General features: G+C 72.3%; 16 protein-coding genes. 14 read left to right on the top strand and 2 right to left on the bottom strand.

Annotated features, from left to right (window positions below; all coding sequences use genetic code 11):
- The first annotated feature begins 272 nt into the window (after positions 1–272).
- Positions 273–3,956: an ALF repeat-containing protein gene (locus AC5L34_RS09135; RefSeq protein ID WP_441174363.1), complete on the top strand. Its 3,684-nt coding sequence runs from the start codon at positions 273–275 to the stop codon at positions 3,954–3,956.
- Positions 3,957–3,965: 9 nt separating this feature from the next.
- A complete protein-coding gene (locus tag AC5L34_RS09130; RefSeq protein WP_494824450.1) occupies positions 3,966–4,343 on the top strand; it encodes a hypothetical protein in 378 nt (125 codons plus the stop codon).
- A 239-nt stretch (positions 4,344–4,582) separates the two neighbouring features.
- Here AC5L34_RS09130 and AC5L34_RS09125 read toward each other — a convergent pair whose 3' ends face one another.
- Positions 4,583–5,275 (bottom strand): hypothetical protein, encoded by a 693-nt coding sequence (locus AC5L34_RS09125; protein ID WP_441174361.1) that lies wholly within the window; start codon positions 5,273–5,275, stop codon positions 4,583–4,585.
- 233 nt (positions 5,276–5,508) lie between these two features.
- On the opposite strand from AC5L34_RS09125, the gene eno reads away from it, so the two are divergent.
- The 4 genes from eno to AC5L34_RS09105 are packed head-to-tail and all read left to right on the top strand — an operon-like array spanning position 5,509 to position 8,594.
- A complete protein-coding gene (gene eno, locus AC5L34_RS09120) occupies positions 5,509–6,792 on the top strand; it encodes a phosphopyruvate hydratase (RefSeq protein ID WP_101414196.1) in 1,284 nt (427 codons plus the stop codon).
- Positions 6,793–6,824: 32 nt separating this feature from the next.
- On the top strand, positions 6,825–7,463 hold the full coding sequence (locus AC5L34_RS09115; protein ID WP_494824448.1) for an FtsB family cell division protein: 639 nt from the start codon (positions 6,825–6,827) through the stop codon (positions 7,461–7,463).
- A 34-nt stretch (positions 7,464–7,497) separates the two neighbouring features.
- On the top strand, positions 7,498–8,055 hold the full coding sequence (locus tag AC5L34_RS09110; RefSeq protein WP_089001973.1) for a DUF501 domain-containing protein: 558 nt from the start codon (positions 7,498–7,500) through the stop codon (positions 8,053–8,055).
- 2 nt (positions 8,056–8,057) lie between these two features.
- On the top strand, positions 8,058–8,594 hold the full coding sequence (locus AC5L34_RS09105; RefSeq protein ID WP_363893663.1) for an amino-acid N-acetyltransferase: 537 nt from the start codon (positions 8,058–8,060) through the stop codon (positions 8,592–8,594).
- A gap of 74 nt (positions 8,595–8,668) precedes the next feature.
- On the opposite strand, the gene AC5L34_RS09100 is transcribed toward AC5L34_RS09105, so the two are convergent.
- Positions 8,669–9,568 (bottom strand): CE1 family esterase, encoded by a 900-nt coding sequence (locus AC5L34_RS09100; protein WP_494824446.1) that lies wholly within the window; start codon positions 9,566–9,568, stop codon positions 8,669–8,671.
- A gap of 98 nt (positions 9,569–9,666) precedes the next feature.
- On the opposite strand from AC5L34_RS09100, the gene AC5L34_RS09095 reads away from it, so the two are divergent.
- The 8 genes from AC5L34_RS09095 to AC5L34_RS09060 all read left to right on the top strand — a co-directional run bounded on the left by AC5L34_RS09095 (position 9,667) and on the right by AC5L34_RS09060 (position 17,113).
- On the top strand, positions 9,667–10,665 hold the full coding sequence (locus tag AC5L34_RS09095; RefSeq protein ID WP_494824444.1) for an ArsR/SmtB family transcription factor: 999 nt from the start codon (positions 9,667–9,669) through the stop codon (positions 10,663–10,665).
- 27 nt (positions 10,666–10,692) lie between these two features.
- Positions 10,693–11,622 (top strand): Ppx/GppA phosphatase family protein, encoded by a 930-nt coding sequence (locus tag AC5L34_RS09090; protein WP_494824661.1) that lies wholly within the window; start codon positions 10,693–10,695, stop codon positions 11,620–11,622.
- A gap of 1,093 nt (positions 11,623–12,715) precedes the next feature.
- Positions 12,716–13,048, top strand: a complete 333-nt coding sequence (locus AC5L34_RS09085) for a PadR family transcriptional regulator (RefSeq protein ID WP_089001967.1) — start codon at positions 12,716–12,718, stop codon at positions 13,046–13,048.
- A complete protein-coding gene (locus AC5L34_RS09080; RefSeq protein WP_441174355.1) occupies positions 13,045–14,067 on the top strand; it encodes an HAAS signaling domain-containing protein in 1,023 nt (340 codons plus the stop codon). Before AC5L34_RS09085 ends, AC5L34_RS09080 begins: the two co-directional genes overlap by 4 nt.
- Before the next feature lie 117 nt (positions 14,068–14,184).
- Positions 14,185–14,667, top strand: a complete 483-nt coding sequence (locus AC5L34_RS09075; protein ID WP_441174354.1) for an LppU/SCO3897 family protein — start codon at positions 14,185–14,187, stop codon at positions 14,665–14,667.
- Between the two features lie 201 nt (positions 14,668–14,868).
- Positions 14,869–15,555: a dienelactone hydrolase family protein gene (locus AC5L34_RS09070; RefSeq protein ID WP_089001964.1), complete on the top strand. Its 687-nt coding sequence runs from the start codon at positions 14,869–14,871 to the stop codon at positions 15,553–15,555.
- A complete protein-coding gene (locus AC5L34_RS09065; protein WP_441174353.1) occupies positions 15,548–16,288 on the top strand; it encodes a uracil-DNA glycosylase in 741 nt (246 codons plus the stop codon). Before AC5L34_RS09070 ends, AC5L34_RS09065 begins: the two co-directional genes overlap by 8 nt.
- 78 nt (positions 16,289–16,366) lie before the next feature.
- Positions 16,367–17,113: a DUF4129 domain-containing protein gene (locus AC5L34_RS09060; RefSeq protein WP_494824441.1), complete on the top strand. Its 747-nt coding sequence runs from the start codon at positions 16,367–16,369 to the stop codon at positions 17,111–17,113.
- Positions 17,114–17,122: the final 9 nt, after the last annotated feature.

The raw sequence follows: 17,122 nt of genomic DNA, 5'->3' as shown, positions 1-17,122 counted from the left end.
CTCCGTTGCTTATTGCCTCATAGGCGCTGCAGCAACTCGTTAACTGTCCCGTGCAGATGCGGAAGACGATTCGGGCCGCCACGTCCATTGAGCGGCGGTCTTCGCGGGACAACGAGATCGACGCTCATCTCGTAGGCTCTCGCGTGCCGCGCCGATGCGGCGTATCCGACTGACGCCTGATATACGGGGGATCGATGCTCGACAAACCTGCCCAATCGTTCCATACCCCCGGTCGGTGGCTACGAACAAGGGGATTGACAACCGCCACTGTCGTGGTGGCCCTGCTCGCCGCGCTCCTCGCTGTTCCGTCTCCGGCCGCAGCTTCGGAGCCCTCTGCCTTCAACGCACGGCAGTGGGCTGTGGAACTCATGCGGAGCGCCGGTCCGGCCACTGCTCGCGCCGCCGAAGTCGCGCTCACCGGTAGTGACGCCGATTTTGAGGAATTTCTCAGTCGGGGTCTCCAAGAGGCGGTCAACCAGGACAACGCGGCCGAGGTGGCCAGCTACCTTGCGAGCGGGGGCATTGCCACCCGACAAGCTGCCCAAGCGGCACTGGATGGCTCGACCGCAAACCGTTTCGATTTTCTAGACGTTGGCTGGGAACGGGCTCTGCCGCATGATGAGCGGACTCGAGTCACCCAGCTTATGGCGGTGGGCGGCTCTCGTCTGAAGGCTGCTGGTCAGGCAGCGCTGGACGGCAGTGAAGCCGACGTGACGGAGTTCCTCTCCAAGGGCCAGTACCTCGCGCGTGAGCACGACAACCGGGTGCGCACCTCGCAGATCATGATGTCGGGCGGGCCGTATGTGCAGGCTGCGGCACAGACGGCACTGGATGGCAATGCTGCTGCGGTGGAGGAGTTCCTCAGCTACGGCCAGCACGTCGCTCGCGCGAGGGACGAGGAACTGTCGACGGTCAGCCGACTCGCCGACCTGGCCAAGGAGTCCAGCCAGATCGCGGAGCGTGAGACGCAGGCGGCGAAGGCGGCTGCGGACAAGGCGATCGAAGCGGCACGGCTGGCGAAGGAGGCGGCGCAGCGGGCTGCGGCCGAGACGGCCGCGGCCAAGGACTCTGCGATGAAGGCCTCGGCTGCGGCGGCCCGGGCGGCGGATGCGGCGAAGCGGGCGGCTGCGGCGGCGCGGACGGCGATCGGGGCTGCAGCGGCGGCGAACAGCGCAGCGCGGGTGGCGTCGAACGCGGCTGCTCGTGCGGCGTCGGCGGCGGCGTTGGCCGGTGACGCGGCTTCTCGCGCGTACTCGGCGGCGTCGGAAGCGGCGGGGGACGCCACCAAGGCTGCCAAGGCGCGGCAGGCGGCGCAGAACGCCCGGAACGTGGCGGCGTCGGCGCGCAAGGCCGCGGATGCGGCGAAGGCAGCCAAGAACGCGGCGGGCGCTGCGGGCGACGCCTCAAAGGCTGCGCGTAGCGCGGTGGCGAATGCCAACGAGGCGGCGGCAGCGGCGGATGCGGCAAGCAACCACGCGAACGTCTCCCAGGCGGAGGCTGACCGGGCGCGCCGGGCGGCGGAGGAGGCCCGGCGTCGGGCAGCGGAAGCCGATCGGGCGGCAGACCGGGCGGAGGCGCTGGCGCGTAAGGCCGCGACCGCAGCCGGCGAAGCGGAACGTCACGCCCGTGAGGCGGCTGATCGGGCTGAGGCGGCGGCAGCGGCGGCGGACGAGGCGGCAGCCCACGCTGGCGAGGCTGCCTACGCGGCGGCGAAAGCCACCGCACACGCCAACGCCGCCCTGGCGGCTGCCGACACCGCCGCCCAGGCGGTGGAGCAGGCCCGCCTGGTCGAGGTGAACGCTCGGGACGCGGACAAGGAGCGGCTCGACAGCCTGGTGGCCGAGGGCATGGCGGCGGCTGAGGCGGAGCGGGCCGTCGAGTTGGAGCGACTTGCGAAGGCCGCCTACGACGCGGAGGAGCAGGCACGGCGGGACGAGGAGACCCGCCAGTTGCTCGCCGCGGCGCGGGCTCCCGGTGCGCCGGCGGATGTGGTGCTGCGCAACGGCCGGAAGATTGCTGCTCGCCTGTTGACGACCGGCGGCAAGTGGACCCAGCAGGTTGCCGAGCGCGCCCTGGTGGGCTCGGAGACGGACGTCCGGGACTTCGTCCTCAACTCTCTCGAGGTCGCTGCAGAGCAGGACGACCGCGCCAAGGTCGCGCAGATCTACGACACCGCGGACAAGGAGGCGCTGAAGGACGCGGCCAGGGTTGCCCTGGCCGGGACGATCACCGACGTCAGGGCGTTCCTTGCCACCCGCGAGTACCAAGGCAAGGAACACGACGACCGGATCAAGATCACTCAGATCATGGCGAACGGTGGTCCGAGAACCCAGGAGACCGGAACCGCGGCCCTGGACGGTACGGCCGCTGATCGTCAGGCGTTCCTGAGCCGGGGGCAGTTCGACGCTGCGGAGCACGACGACCGGATCAAGATCTCTCAGATCATGGCGGCCGGCGGCCCGGAGGTCAAAGCGGCGGGGCAGATCGCCCTGTCCGGTCCGCGAGCCGGACTGCGTCACTACATCACCGTCGTGCAGTACGTCGCCCGCCAGCGGGACGCCGAGACCGCAGCGCACGTACTGAAGATCCAGCAGATCATCCATGACGCAGCCAAGGACGCCGCCCTCGCGCGGCAGAGCGCTGCCGAGGCTGCCCGGTTGGCGGCCCTGGCGAGGAACGCCGCTGGCGAGGCGCAGGCGTACGCCGACCAGGCCGCCGCGTCGGCAAGGGCGGCGGAGATCTACGCCAACCAGGCCGCCGACGCCGCAGATCAGGCCAAGCGGTCCGCCGAACAGGCAGCGCAGTCGGCGCAGAGTGCTCGGAACGCGGCGAACGCCGCCAAGGCCGACGCGGCCGCTGCGAATGCTGCCGCAGCCCGGGCGCAGTCGTCTGCGGATCGTGCGCACGGCTTCGCCGCGGATGCCCGCAAGTCGGCGGACGAAGCCAAGAAGTCGGCCCTCGCGGCCGGCAAGGACGCCGCAGAGGCGACCCGGCTCGCGGCCGAGGCACTCAAGATCGCCATCGACCTGCAGAACAGGGAGGAGACGGAACGCCGCCAAGCCAGGCAGGAGTACTACGACAACCTCCCTGAGTGCCAGCTGGCCCACCGTCTGCACGGAATCGCCTGCAAGGGCGGTGAGCTGCTCAATGCGATCCTCGACGGCCAGAACAGCTGCACGATCATGTTCGGCAGCTCAGAAGCCTGCGACACCGTCATGGAGTACTACGCGGAGAAGAACGCCGAAGAGGCCGCCAAGGCCAAGGTCGTCGTTCAGCTCGTTCTGGCCATCTGCGGGTTCGTCCCGGTCGTCGGAGAACCCTGCGACGCACTCGACGCCTTCATAGCCTTCGCCAGCGGCGACGTCCAGGGAGGCGTCGAAGCCCTCGCCGCCATGATCCCGGTCGGTGGCTGGCTGTTCGGCGGCAAACGCGGTGCCGACCTGATCCGGGAACTGAACAAACTCCGCAAGCGTGACTCGGCCTGCCTTGTGGGCGGTGCTGTTTCGCTCGCAGGTGTTGCCGCGACGGCTCCTGCCGATGGCTCAGGGCCTCTGCATCTCAAGAGTCAGAGCCAGGTATCTCAACAGGGGGCAGGCGGGTCGCTTGCGACGGTCAAGGCTCAGAGCCTGCCCCTGGCAGAAGCCAACTCGGAGGTCTGCCTTCCGAAGCCGGGGGACATTCCGCGCAAGGCGCTCAACACGCACCTGCATCACATCGACGACGAGCGGGCCCTCCGTGCGGGTTTCGGCAACGCCCGGGAGGCGCAGCAAGCAGTGCGCGATCTCAGCGTCAGGATCGAGAAGGACGGCTTCCCCGAGGGAACGATCCCTGACAGCCACTCGGATGGGCGGGTTGAGGACCGCGTTCTCGTGCCCTTCGGTACCAACGCATACGCCGTCTACCAGATCAAGAAGAACGGCAACGCCGTCTTCAGGACGATCCTGGAACGGCGGTAGGGTTGACTGATGGATCATCTTTCGGCGGAAGAGGGACCCCTTCATCCGTCCTTCTGGGACTTCCAGGGCTATGCGGAGACGCGGGTGGTGACGACTGTCATGCGCCGTCGGTTTCCCTGGCAGTACCAACTTCTGGCCAGATCGCTGGAAGCTGTCGACCCGATGGACATGGTGTATCCCGGCCATCCGAATGAGTACTCCGATGTGATTCTGGAGGTCCTCGTGTTGCTTTCCGACAACAACGTCGATCTGCTGAATACTTCGGCTGGTCGCCTCGAGAGAGTGATCAGAGAGGGGATCGAGCGGAGGTTCAGCGAGTCGCCGGAAGAAAATCGAGTCAGAGCAGTGGTCCAATTAATACTGGCTGAGGGCGAAGCAAGGCGGTGAAAGCGGTAGGTGTCAGGCCATTTCGGTGGCCTGACACCTACCGTCATTTGTCCGGGCGTCCACCAACGGGGCCGGCAGCGGGGGCGATGAGGCCGGCGAATCCGCTCGGTTGTTCATAGTCCGGGCCGCGCTTCCCGACGGAGCCGGGTGGGATCGTGACGGCCGGTACTACCGGTCGCGCTGGGCGCGGGCGGGGGGCTTCCGGTCGGCCCTGGCCACGAAATCGCCGGGGGGATCGGTCACGAGCTGGCCGGGCGGCGGTCCACGACGCCGGCGTCGGGCGGGAGGTCGAACGCGGCGCCGTCGACCGTCTCGCGGTAGCGGTTGAGCGCCAGCTCGACCTGGCGGCCGTCGACCCGGCCGGTGAAGCTGCCCAGCACCCCGTCGGTGGTCACGCAGGCGGTGAAGTCGCCGGCCGACTGCGTCACGTCGACGCAGGTGGCGTGGTGGCCGGCGAGGGTGGTGTCGCTCTGGTCGATGACCGCCTGCGGGTCGAGCGCGGCGGTGGTGAGCAGCCCCACGACGACCGGCGGCGTGATTAGTCCCCGCTGCTTGGCCTCGGTGAACATGGTCACCGTGGGCTTCGCGTTGGGCGCGGGCGGTGCCTCCAGGGTGCAGGTCGCGCGGCCGGCGGCGGTCTCGCAGCGGGTCGTGGCCTCCGGGGTGACGGTGAGCTTGCCGCCGGGCCAGGTGTAGGCGGAGCGGGCCGGGTCCTGGGCCTGGGCGATGGTGGCGGTCTGCCCGCCGGGGAGCTGGTAGTCGGCGGAGTAGGTCAGCTCCAGTGCCCGGTCGAGCCGGGCGGCCAGGTCGTTCACCAGGTCGGACCGCCCGATCGCCCGGCCGGCGTCGTCGAGGGTCTGGCAACCGGTCACCGTGAGCGACGCGATGACCGACACGGCGAGCATGCGGAGGGTGGTCGAGGCGGCGGGCATGGCGCCCAGCCTGGCCGATCGGGTCAACCGCGCGCAAACCCGTTGCCGGTTGAGGCACGAGAATCCGGGAATGTCCGTGTAAAACACTGCCCGGAGGCAGGTTTCGGATGGGGCCGCCGAGCGCCCGGACCGCCCGCGTCCGAGCGCCGCCCGATACGCTGCGTTTAACAACTGCCTCAGCCGCACCGTCGCGGCCCATACCGGACCGGAACACACAAACGAGGAGCGACTCAGTGGCAACCATCGAGGGAATCGTCGCGCGGGAGATCCTGGACTCGCGGGGCAACCCGACCGTCGAGGTCGAGGTCGGACTCGACGACGGCACGATCGCCCGGGCGGCGGTGCCCTCCGGCGCCTCCACGGGCGCCTTCGAGGCGATCGAACTGCGCGACGGCGACGCCGACCGCTACCAGGGCAAGGGCGTCGAGAAGGCGGTCTCGAACATCGAGGACAAGATCGTCGACGAGCTGATTGGCTACGAGGCCAGCGAGCAGCGGCTGATCGACCAGAAGATGCTCGACGTCGACGGCACCGACAGCAAGTCCGAGCTGGGCGCGAACGCCATCCTCGGCGTCTCCCTGGCGGTGGCCAAGGCGGCGGCCGGCAGCGCCGAGCTGAGCCTCTTCCGCTACCTGGGCGGCCCGAACGCGCACCTGCTGCCGGTGCCGATGATGAACATCCTCAACGGTGGCGCGCACGCGGACTCGAACGTCGACATCCAGGAGTTCATGATCGCGCCGATCGGCGCGCCCAGCTTCCGCGAGGCGCTGCGCTCCGGTGCGGAGGTCTACCACGCGCTCAAGTCCGTGCTGAAGAAGAAGGACCTCTCCACCGGTCTCGGTGACGAGGGCGGCTTCGCGCCCAACCTGCCCACCAACGCCGCCGCCCTGGACCTCATCGCCGAGGCGGTCGAGAAGGCCGGCTACCGGCTCGGCACCGACATCGTCTTCGCGCTCGACGTCGCCGCCACGGAGTTCTTCGACAACGGCACCTACACCTTCGAGGGCGCCGCGAAGAGCGCCGAGGAGATGAGCAACTACTACACCAAGCTCGCCGGCGACTACCCGATCGTGTCGATCGAGGACCCGCTGGCCGAGGACGACTGGACCGGCTGGCAGACGCTGACCGCCTCGCTCGGCGACCGCGTCCAGATCGTCGGCGACGACCTCTTCGTCACCAACCCGCAGCGCATCGCCCGGGGCATCGCCGAGAAGGCCGCCAACGCGGTCCTCGTCAAGGTCAACCAGATCGGTTCGCTGACCGAGACCCTGGACGCGGTGGACCTGGCCCACCGGGCCGGCTTCAAGTGCATGATGAGCCACCGCTCCGGCGAGACCGAGGACACCACCATCGCCGACCTGGCGGTGGCCACCGGTTGCGGGCAGATCAAGACCGGCGCGCCAGCCCGTTCGGACCGCGTCGCCAAGTACAACCAGCTCCTGCGGATCGAGGAGGAGTTGGCCGACGCGGCGCGGTACGCCGGGGCGGGCGCCTTCCCGCGCTACCGTTCGGCCTGAGACGCGCGAGGCCTCGGGGGAGGGGTGTGACGATGCAGCAGCGCCGCACACCGGGCGGTCAGCGCCCCGCCCGCCGGCCGGGTAGCACCGGTCGGCCGGGCGGGGCCCGGGGTGCCCGGACGCCGCTGCGCGAGGGCGGCGTCCGCGCGGAGTCGCGGGCCACGGCCGGCCGCGCGCCGGGGGCGGCCCGGGGCGCCGAGGGCGTACGCTCCGCGAGCCGGCCCGCCGCGGCCCGTCGGACGGCCGCCGGCACCGTCAAGCGGCTCTCCGCACCCCGCTCCCGGGGCCTCACCGGGCGGGCCACGGTGCTCTTCGCGGTGCTGATCGCGCTCGCCCTGGCCTACACCTACCCGGTGCGCGTCTACCTGGACCAGCAGGCCGACATCGAACGGATGGAGGCCTCCCAGGCCGCCCAGCGCCAGGCGATCGAGGAGCTCTCCGAGCGCGCGGCCAAGTGGCAGGACCCGGAATACATCAAGATCCAGGCCAGGGAGCGGTTCTTCATGGGCCCGCCGGGCGAGACGCTGCTGGTGGTGCTCTCCGACCCGGAGGGCGCCGCCCGGGACGCCGGTTCGTCCGCCGCCCCGTCGACGCCCGCCACCCCCGCCTCCTGGTACGACACCCTCTGGTCGAGCGTGCAGGCCGCCAACGGCGAGCAGCCCGACAAGTGAGCGGCACCCGAGCATCGAACGAGGAACCAGCATCGTGACTGTCGTACCACCGCAGGAGCCGGCGGCGGACTCCGTACCCCCGCCGAAGCGCGAGCCGGCCACCGAGGCCGACCTGGCCGCGGTGGCCGCGCAGCTCGGACGCCCGCCCCGGGGCACCCGGGCCGTGGCCCACCGCTGCCCCTGCGGCCTGCCCGACGTGGTGGAGACGACCCCGCGCCTGGCCGACGGCACCCCCTTCCCGACGCTGTTCTACCTGACCTGCCCCCGGGCGACGGCGGCGTGCAGCCGGCTGGAGTCGGCGGGGCTGATGAAGGAGATGGCGGACCGGCTGGCCGCCGACCCGGAGCTGGCCGCGCGCTACCGCGCCGCGCACGAGGACTACCTGGCCCGCCGGGACGCGATCGGCGAGGTGCCGGAGATCGCGGGCATCTCCGCCGGCGGGATGCCCGGCCGGGTGAAGTGCCTGCACGTGCACCTCGGGCACGCGCTCGGGGCCGGGCCGGGGGTCAACCCGTTCGGTGACGAGACGCTGGAGCTGGTGGAGAAGTGGTGGGCGGCCGGGCCCTGCGTGGACGTGCCGGCGGCGGACTGACCATGGCGGGCGCGGACGGGGGCGTGGCGGGGGCCGACGACGTCGTGGTGCGGCGGGCCCGCACCTCGGACGTGCGCGGCATCCGGCGGCTCGTCGACACCTACACCGACGACCGGCGGCTGCTCAGCAAGGCGACCGTGACCCTCTACGAGGACGTGCAGGAGTTCCGGGTCGCGGTGCGCGCCGGCGACGGCGCGGTGGTCGGCTGCGGCGCGCTGCACGTGATGTGGGAGGACCTGGCCGAGATCCGGACGGTGGCGGTCGACCCGTCCTGCCGGGGGCGCAAGCTCGGCCACCGGATCGTCGCGGAGCTGATCGACGGCGCCCGCGAGCTGGGGGTCGCGCGGATCTTCGTGCTCACCTTCGAGACCCGCTTCTTCGGCTCGTTCGGCTTCACCGAGATCGACGGTGCGCCCGTGCCGCAGCCGGTCTACGAGCAGCTACTGCGCTCCTACGACGAGGGCGTCGCCGAGTTCCTGGACCTGGAACGGGTCAAGCCGAACACCCTCGGCAACACCCGCATGCTGCTGCGCCTCTGACGCGGCTCCGGGCAGCGCTCGCGTGGCCCCGCAGCCGCCGGGTGTGCGTGGTCAGCCGGGCCCGCCGGCGGTGCTCAGCCGCGGCGCGGGTGGGCGGCGAAGAAGTCCCAGACGAGTTCGGTGGCGACGAGGCCCGCGTCGGGGGCGGCCAGCTCGCCGCCCTGCGCGCCCGGCCACGAGTGCCCCATGTCCGGCAGGGTGTAGACGGTGACGTCGCTGCCGTCGCCGCACCGCGCGTCGGTGCGGGTGACGCGCGGTGCGCCCGCCGGTGGCGCGCCGGAGACCGGTGTGCAGCGCAGCCGCCGCTGCCACGTCCGCACGCCCTCGGTGAAGACGTCGGCGTAGCGGTCCTGCCCGCCGATGAACGTGATCACCGACACCGGCCGCCGGGGCACGTAGGTCTCGGCGGCCGTCCGGGGGCCGCTGTAGCCGCCGCTGACCACCCCGATGGCCGCGAAGAGGCCCTCGGACTCGACGGCGGCGCGGAAGCTCATGTCCCCGCCGTTGGAGATCCCGGTGAGGTAGACCCGGTCCGGATCGACCCGCCACGCGCGTACGAGGTGGGCGGTGAGGTCCCTGAGGAAGCCGACGTCGTCGGTCGTCCCGCAGCAGATCAGCGCGTTGAAGCCGCCGTTGCGCCCGTCCGGGTACGCGACCAGGAAGTTCTCCCGGTCGGCCACGGCGTCCAGCCCCACCATCTCCCGCAGGCGGGCGCCGGTGCCGGGATAGAAGTGCAGGGCGATCACCAGCGCCGTGGGCCGGCCGGGGTCGTAGCCGGGCGGGGCGTGCAGCAGGTAGCGGCGCTCGACCCCGTCGTGTGACAGGACGAGCTGGTGGTCGCCGGCGGCGGGGCGCTCGACGGCCCCCGAAGGCGACGGGGCCGGCGCCGCACGGGACTGACCCCGATCCCCGCCGCACGCCGTGGCGACGACGGCGAGAACCAGCCCCGTCAGCACTGCCACCGTCCGTCGCACGCCCCGCCCCCTCCGTGATCCCCGGGCTCCACACTGGATGCTGCCGTCGGGCGCGGGCAACCCTTTCGGTCCCGGCCGAAGGGCGGCAGTCTGCTGGCATGCTTCGTCTCCGCCTGGGACCGGCGGACCTGTGCCGGGTCCGCTTCGCCGACCGGCTGCACCCGGTCGGCACGGCCATGCTTGCCTGTCAGGCGCTGTACGACGCGGAGGCGGCCTGGACAGCGCCGGGCCCCGCCGCGCACGCGGCGACGGCGGCGGGTCGGGTCCGCTCCGCCGCCTCGGTGCTGCGGCACCTGCTGCCCGCCCGGGGGCGCCTGCCGGACTTCCTCACCCCGCTGGACGGCCTGGAATCGGTCGCCGCGGGTCTGGAGGCGATCCGGGCCGCCCCCGTCGGGCGCATCCGGGCGGAGGTCACCGCCGCGTACGCGCAGCTGCCCGCGACGCCGCTGCGCAGGCGGTTCGCCGAGGCCGACGGGGAGACGATGAACCTGTTCGGCCGGGCCCTGGGCACCTGGTACGACGCGGTGCTCGCGCCGCACTGGGCCGACCTGACCGACGCGCACGGGCACCAGGTGGCCGAGGCCAGCGGCCGGCTCGCCGCGCAGGGGCTGGACGGGCTGCTGAACGCGCTGCACCCGGCGATCCGGTGGGAGGCGCCGTCGCTGACGCTGACGGTGCGGACGTGGTGGAGCGCGACGGTGTCCGGCACCGGTCACGGCCTCCTCCTGCTGCCCTCTCCGCTGGCCGGGCCGCATCCCCGGGTGCTGGTGGAGCCGGACCGGCCCGTGCTCGTGGTGTATCCCGCGCCGATGCCGCGCCGGGTCGAGGCGGGCGTCGCCGACCCGCTCGGCCGCCTGTTGGGGTCCACCCGGGCGGCGGTGCTGCGCCGCCTCGGTCGTCCGGGTCGGCACACCACCACGACGCTCGGGCGGGGCGTCGGCATCAGCGTCTCCTCGGCGTCCGAGCACGCGGGGGCGTTGCGGGCGGCCGGCCTGGTCAGCAGCGTCCGGGACGGCGGGGCCGTGCTGCACCGGGTGACGCCGCTCGGCGCCGAACTGCTCGGCCACGACGACGCCGGGCCGGCCGGCCCCGCCTGACGTAGGGTTGCTGCCGTGACGACGCGTGTGGCCGCCATCGACTGCGGGACCAACTCGATCCGACTGCTGGTCGCCGACCTGCCGGACGCCTCGGCGGGTCCGGAGGCGCCGCTGGCCGACCTGAGCCGGCGGATGGAGATCGTGCGCCTCGGCCAGGGCGTCGACAAGACGGGACGGCTGGCCCCGGAGGCGATCGAACGCACCCGGGTGGCGCTGGCCTCGTACGCCGCCGAGATCGAGAAGCTGGGCGCGGAGCGGGTGCGGATGTGCGCCACGTCGGCTTCGCGGGACGCCTCCAACGCCGCCGAGTTCCGCGAGATGGTCGAGCGGACCCTCGGGGTCGCGCCCGAGGTGGTGACCGGCGACGAGGAGGCGCGGCTCTCCTTCACCGGCGCGGTGCGCGGGCTGCCCGCCGACGCGCGCGAGCCGTACCTGGTCGTCGACATCGGCGGCGGCTCGACCGAGTTCGTCGTCGGCACCCGCGCGGGCGGCGTCGAGGCGGCCATCTCGATGGACATCGGCTGCGTCCGGATGACCGAGCGGCACCTGCACGGCGACCCGCCGGCGCTGGACGAGGTCGCCGCCGCGCAGGCCGACATCGCGGTCGCGGTGGACCGGGCGCTGGCGGCCGTGCCGGGCCGGGAGGCGGCCACGCTGGTCGGGCTCGCCGGGTCGGTCACCACCGTGGTCGCGATCGCCCAGAGCCTCCAGGAGTACGACCCGGAGCGCATCCACCACGCCCGGGTTCCGTACGACGCGGTGGCCGACGTGACCGCCGACCTGCTCGGCAAGAGCCGGGAGCAGCGGCTGGCGATCCCGGTGATGCACCCGGGCCGGGCCGATGTCATCGGGGCGGGCGCCCTGGTGCTCCGGGTGATCATGGAGCGGGCGGGGATGGACTCGGTGGTCGCCTCCGAGCACGACATCCTCGACGGCATCGCCTGGTCGCTTGCCTGACCGGCAGTCGTGCCGGCAATCGCGGACCTCACCCGCGAGCCGATCGCGATGCGGAGTTGCTCCGGCGACTTGCCGAATGACCAACTGCTCGACGTCAACGGGCTTTCGAGGTCGACGTCGAGCGGATAGGTTGCGCCGATGAGTCGACAGGACAAGGTCCCGGCCGTCTCACTCGGCGGTCGCGTGGTGGTGTCGGCGCAGTTGCTGGGATGGCAGCCCTTGACGGAGCCGCACCTCTGGTTGCTCGACTGAGCCAGCCGCCATCGCATCCAACGAAGACTTGATCGAGTTGTCGAGCGCGCGCAACCGGTCAACCGGCGGACCATGCCGGCTCGCCCGGTTGGTCTCGTGTTCATAGATTCCCGGCTGTGCGAGGTCTTCTTGCGACAGCCGAGGCGATTCTCGTGCTGGGTGCGGCGGCGGTGGCCGGGGTGCGCTGGACGGCGGCCGGGGGGCCCGTTCCTATCGCGGCGCCAGCGGGGGCGTTCGCCGGCCTGCAGGTCTGACTTCCGGCTGCGCCATGCACGCCAGATCGCCGGGCGGGCGTCAGGGCATCCCAAGGTTTACGCGGGAAGAGCCGGCGGCGATCCATCCCGAGCTAACCCACGGTAATGAACGCGCGATGTGACATACCGTGACGGCGCGTATGGGCTGCGGCGGTAGCCGTTCGCGCCCTTTGCTCTGCAGCCACGGAGGCACCGGGCTGCTGAGCAGCAGTTTTGTAAATTGAGCTGGTTGGCGGCTGATGGCAGAAGGTCACGTGCGGTTACTGGTGCGTCCATGGCTGCAAAGCAAAGCGCCTGAGGCGGGGAGGGCCCCTGGCGGGGGATGCTACTGAACGTGATGGTTGCGAATGGGAGGGTGCGGCGCCGCGACCGCGAGGGCAAACCGTTCGGTGCTCGGTGATCAAGACCAAAGCGGTCGAGGTCAGCCGGCGACGACCCGGAGCGCTGGCCGATCGACCTGGCGCAGGCTCGTGTGCTGGTGCATGTACTGCGGGATCTGTTGCGGGTCGCGGACGCCGCGGCACGCCGAGCGGCCTGACCCGCACGTCCTTTGACGGTACTGCGCATTGCGTACTAGTGTGCAATGCGTGGACACCACACAACTGCTGAAGGGCGTGCTGGATCTCGCCGTCCTCGCCGTGCTCCGGGAGGAGGACGGCTACGGCTACGACATCCTGCGCCGGCTGCGCGACGCCGGGCTGGAGGAGGTCGGCGACGCCTCGGTCTACGGCACGCTGCGCCGGCTCTACGCCGCCGGCCTGCTGACCACCTACGTCGTGCCGAGCGAATCCGGCCCGCACCGCAAGTACTACTCCCTCAACGCCGCCGGCCGGGACCAGCTCACCCGGTCCGGCAAGCTCTGGCGCTCGTTCGCCACCACCATGGACGCACTGCTCGACGATCGGGGGATGGCGGCATGACCGTCATGGAGCAGGAAATCGCGGACTACGCCGCCCGGGTCCGGGCCGCGCTGGCCGACCTGGCGCCGGCACACCGCGACGAGTTGACCGAGGACCTGCCGGAGCACCTCGCCGAGGTCGCCGCCGAGGCCGGCGGCTCGCTGGTCGACCGGCTCGGCGAACCCGAGGCGTACGCGGCCGAGCTGCGCGCCGCCGCCGGGGTCGCCGTCGCCGGCACCGGTGGGCGCCGGCTGGACCGTCGCCTCGGCGTCGCCGTGGACCGGTTCCGCGCGCGGGCACACCGCTGGGACGTCCAACTCGGACCACCCCTCGGGTACGCCACCGCGAGCGAGTTCCTCCGGCTGCTCCGCCCGGCGTGGTGGGTGCTGCGCGGCTACCTGGCCGCCATGCTCGTCACGGTGATCACGACCGGCGACTCGTTCGGCGTGCTGCCCGAGCTCAACGGCAGCACGCTGGCCGGCCTGGTGCTGCTCGCCGGCGCCGTGCTCGCCTCGATCTGGCTCGGCCACCACACGCCGGGCCTGACCCGGCCCAAGCGGCGGCTGCTGCACGCCGGCACGGCGGTGCTGGTGATCTTCGGGATGGTGGGCCTGGCGGACATGAACGGGCGCGTCGGCTCCGGCGACTTCGGCTACGAGCAGACCTCCATCGACGGGCGCTACGACCACGTCCGGGACGTCTTCGTCTACGACAGCGAGGGCCGGCTGGTGGAGAACGTCCGGCTCTTCGACCAGAACGGCGACCCGATCCGCCTCGGCTACCCGGACTGCCCCGCCGTACGGGACCCGAACGGGCTCGGCAACCCGCTGCTGTCGACCTACCCGTACTGCCCCCAGCAGGCGCCCTTCGCGCCCCGGGCGCCGGTCGGTCCCCTGCCGTCGACGGGCGTGCCGCCGGTGCCGGCACCCACCGCCTCGGGTGACCCGACCGAGCCCACGCCCACGCCGAGCGGCGCCCCGAGCACGGCGCCCGCGCCGACGCAGGCATCGACCGGCACCCCGTCCCCGGCCCGGACGTGAAGCGGATCATGCCGTGAAGCTGGGAAATAGCTGAACGGATGAGTCCAGCGGGGCAACGGCTGTCGGTGCCGGTCGCTACGGTGTCGTCTGCTCACTCACCCCCCGGAAGGAAATCGCGTGTCAGAGCAGGTCGCACCGCCCCCCGCGCCGGACGCCGCCCAGCCCCCGTCGGCCGTCCAGGCGCCGCCCCCGGCGGAGCCCCAGGCCGAGAAGTCCGGTTCCAAGAAGCTGCTCGGCATCGTGGGCGCGATCGTCGTGTTCCTGGTCGTCGCCGGCCTCAAGTTCGGCATCGGCTCGGCCATCGGCAACTTCTTCAACAAGGACGAGACCGCCGAGGCCAAGGCCGGCGACTGCATCGCCGAGCTGCCCGAGGTGACCGGCACCGAGGAGGAGAAGGTCGACGGCGCGAAGGTCGTCGAGTGCACCTCCACCGACGCCGCCTACAACGTGGTCGGCCGCGTCGACGGGCAGACCCAGGCGCAGGCCCGCTCTCCGGAGGCGTGCGGGCAGTACATCAAGGAGGGCCAGGAAGGTTACGTCTACTACAGCATCGAGCCGGGCAAGACCGGCTACCTGCTGTGCCTGACGAAGAAGGCCTGATCTCCCTTACGACAGCACCGCCGACGGCGGCGCGGACGACGTCCGCGCCGCCGTCGGCGTCCGCGGCTACGGGCCGGCGAACAGGAGGTGAATGCCACTGTTCCGGCGTCTTCCCCGGGGCGCTCACGGCGTGGCAGGCTACCGGCACGTAACACCACTGTGCGACCAGCCAACGATGACTGACCGCTAGGAGGACGGCCGATGGGCGAGATGGTGGGCTACCGCGGCAACGGGGGGACGAGCGAGGGGTATCTCGCGATACCCTCCGGCGGTGCGACCAGCCCTGCGGTCATCGTCATCCAGGACTGGTGGGGCCTCGTGCCGCACGTCCGGGCGGTGGTCGACCGCTTCGCCGAGGCCGGATTCGTCGCCCTCGCCCCGGACTTCCGCCACGGCGGCCCGGCCAGCAAGCCCGACGAGCCCCGGCAGATGCTGAACAGCGCGCAGATGGACGAGGCGGCCGCCGACATCGCCGGCGCGGCCGACTACCTCGCCGGGCGGCCCGAGGTCGCCGGCAAGGTGGGCTGCGCGGGCTTCTGCGCCGGGGCGAGCCTGGCACTCTGGGCGGCCACGCGCTCCGAGCGGATCGTCGCCACCGCCGCCTTCTATCCCCGGCTGCCGTGGGACGGGATGCGCGCCGAGTGGGCCGACTACGCGGGCAAGGCGGCGCTCATCCACTGCTCCGAAGAGGACGGCACCTCCGCCGCCGACGGCGTACGGACCGTCCGCGGCGCCATCGAGACCTCCGGCGGCACCTGCCAGGTCTACGACTACCCCGGCACCTCGCACGCCTTCTTCAACGAGGACCGGCCGGAGAACTTCGACCAGCGCGCCGCCGCCACCGCCTGGGCCCGCACCCTCGAACTGTTCCGGGCCAAGCTTGGCTGAGTCCCGTACGCCCGACGAGGTGGTCGCCCGCGCCGCGCGGGCGACCGACCTGGCCGACCTCGACGCCGCCGTCAGCGACTGCTTCGCCTGCCCGCGGCTGGTGCGGTGGCGTGAGGAGGTGGCCCGGGTCCGCCGGGCGGCCTTCCGCGACCAGGAGTACTGGGGGCGGCCGGTGCCTGGTCTCGGCGTCGCCGGCGCGCGCATCGCCATCCTCGGCCTGGCGCCCGCCGCGCACGGCGGCAACCGCACCGGCCGGATCTTCACCGGCGACCGCTCCGGCGACGTGCTGTTCGCCGCGCTGCACCGGGCCGGGCTCGCCAACCAGCCGACCAGCGTCGCCGCCGACGACGGCCTGACCCTGCGGGACCTGCGGATCTTCTCCGCCGTGCGCTGCGCGCCGCCGGACAACAAGCCCACCCCCGAGGAGCGGGACACGTGCGCGCCGTGGCTGCACCGCGAGGTGACGCTGATCCGGCCCACCCTGCGCGTCGTGGTCGCGCTGGGCGCGTTCGCGTGGGCCTCGTGGTGGCCGGTGCTGCGCCAGGTGTACGGTCTGCGACCGCCCAGCCCGCGACCGGCGTTCGGCCATGGGGCACACTGGTCCGGCACGGGCGCACCGGAACTGCTCGGCTGCTACCACGTCAGCCAGCAGAACACCTTCACCGGGCGGCTGACACCAGGGATGCTGGACGACGTGTTCGCCCGGGCGAAGGCACTGGCCGGGGTGGACTGAGGCGCGGGGGCGGTGGCGATGACGGACGGAACGCGTCGGCCCGTGCGACCCGCCCCGGTGGCCCGGAGGTAACCCGCGATGCAGATCAGCGTCCTGCGCAGGTGGTGGCCGGTCGCGGCGGTGGTGCTCCTGCTGGCCGTCGCCGCGCTGTCGTCCGCCCACTCGTCGATCGGCGCGAGCCGGATCCCGCCCGCCACCGACAACATCCCCTACGTCCCGGAATATCCGACCGCCGAGCCGGACCCCTCGATCCCCGTCGAGCCGCGCGACACCGCCGAGGCCACCGGGGCGCAGATCCCGGGGTGGCTCGTCACCACCGTCGTCGTGCTGCTCGGGCTGGCGCTGCTCGGCGCGTTCGGCTATCTCACCTGGACGCTGGTCCGGGGCGCGATGCGGCGCACCACCCGGGCGTTGCCGACCCGGCGGCCCCGGCGTACGCCCGAGGGCACCGCCCGCGAGGTGGCCGCCGCCCTCGACGCCGGCCTGGAGGAGCTGGACGACCGGGCCACCGACCCCCGTACGGCGGTGATCGCCTGCTGGGTCCGCCTGGAGCAGGCCGCCGCCGGGGCCGGCGTGCCCCGGCTGGCCGGCGACACCCCCACCGACCTGGTCAGCCGCCTGCTGCGCGGCGACCCGTCGGCGGGCGTCCCGGCGATCGTCAGCGCCGACGTGCTGGCCGAGTTCGCACACGTCTACCGCGAGGCCCGGTACGCCACCCGGGAGGTCGACGAGCACACCCGCGACCAGGCCCGGGCCGCGCTGCGCCGGCTGCGCGGCGAGCTCGCCGCCGTGGTGGCCGACGCCGACGTCGAGGTGCCCGCGTGACCGGGACGG

The organism is Micromonospora sp. ZG13 (assembly GCF_059359355.1).
The sequence above is the reverse complement of the archived record's forward strand: the minus strand, read 5'-3'. Positions and strand labels throughout refer to the sequence as shown.

Coding starts and splice junctions, on each gene's coding strand:
- AC5L34_RS09130 (WP_494824450.1), top strand. CDS start 3,966: ATGGATCATCTTTCGGCGGAAGAGGGACCCCTTCATCCGTCCTTCTGG.
- AC5L34_RS09125 (WP_441174361.1), bottom strand. CDS start 5,275: ATGCCCGCCGCCTCGACCACCCTCCGCATGCTCGCCGTGTCGGTCATC.
- AC5L34_RS09115 (WP_494824448.1), top strand. CDS start 6,825: ATGCAGCAGCGCCGCACACCGGGCGGTCAGCGCCCCGCCCGCCGGCCG.
- AC5L34_RS09105 (WP_363893663.1), top strand. CDS start 8,058: ATGGCGGGCGCGGACGGGGGCGTGGCGGGGGCCGACGACGTCGTGGTG.
- AC5L34_RS09095 (WP_494824444.1), top strand. CDS start 9,667: ATGCTTCGTCTCCGCCTGGGACCGGCGGACCTGTGCCGGGTCCGCTTC.
- AC5L34_RS09080 (WP_441174355.1), top strand. CDS start 13,045: ATGACCGTCATGGAGCAGGAAATCGCGGACTACGCCGCCCGGGTCCGG.
- AC5L34_RS09070 (WP_089001964.1), top strand. CDS start 14,869: ATGGGCGAGATGGTGGGCTACCGCGGCAACGGGGGGACGAGCGAGGGG.
- AC5L34_RS09060 (WP_494824441.1), top strand. CDS start 16,367: ATGCAGATCAGCGTCCTGCGCAGGTGGTGGCCGGTCGCGGCGGTGGTG.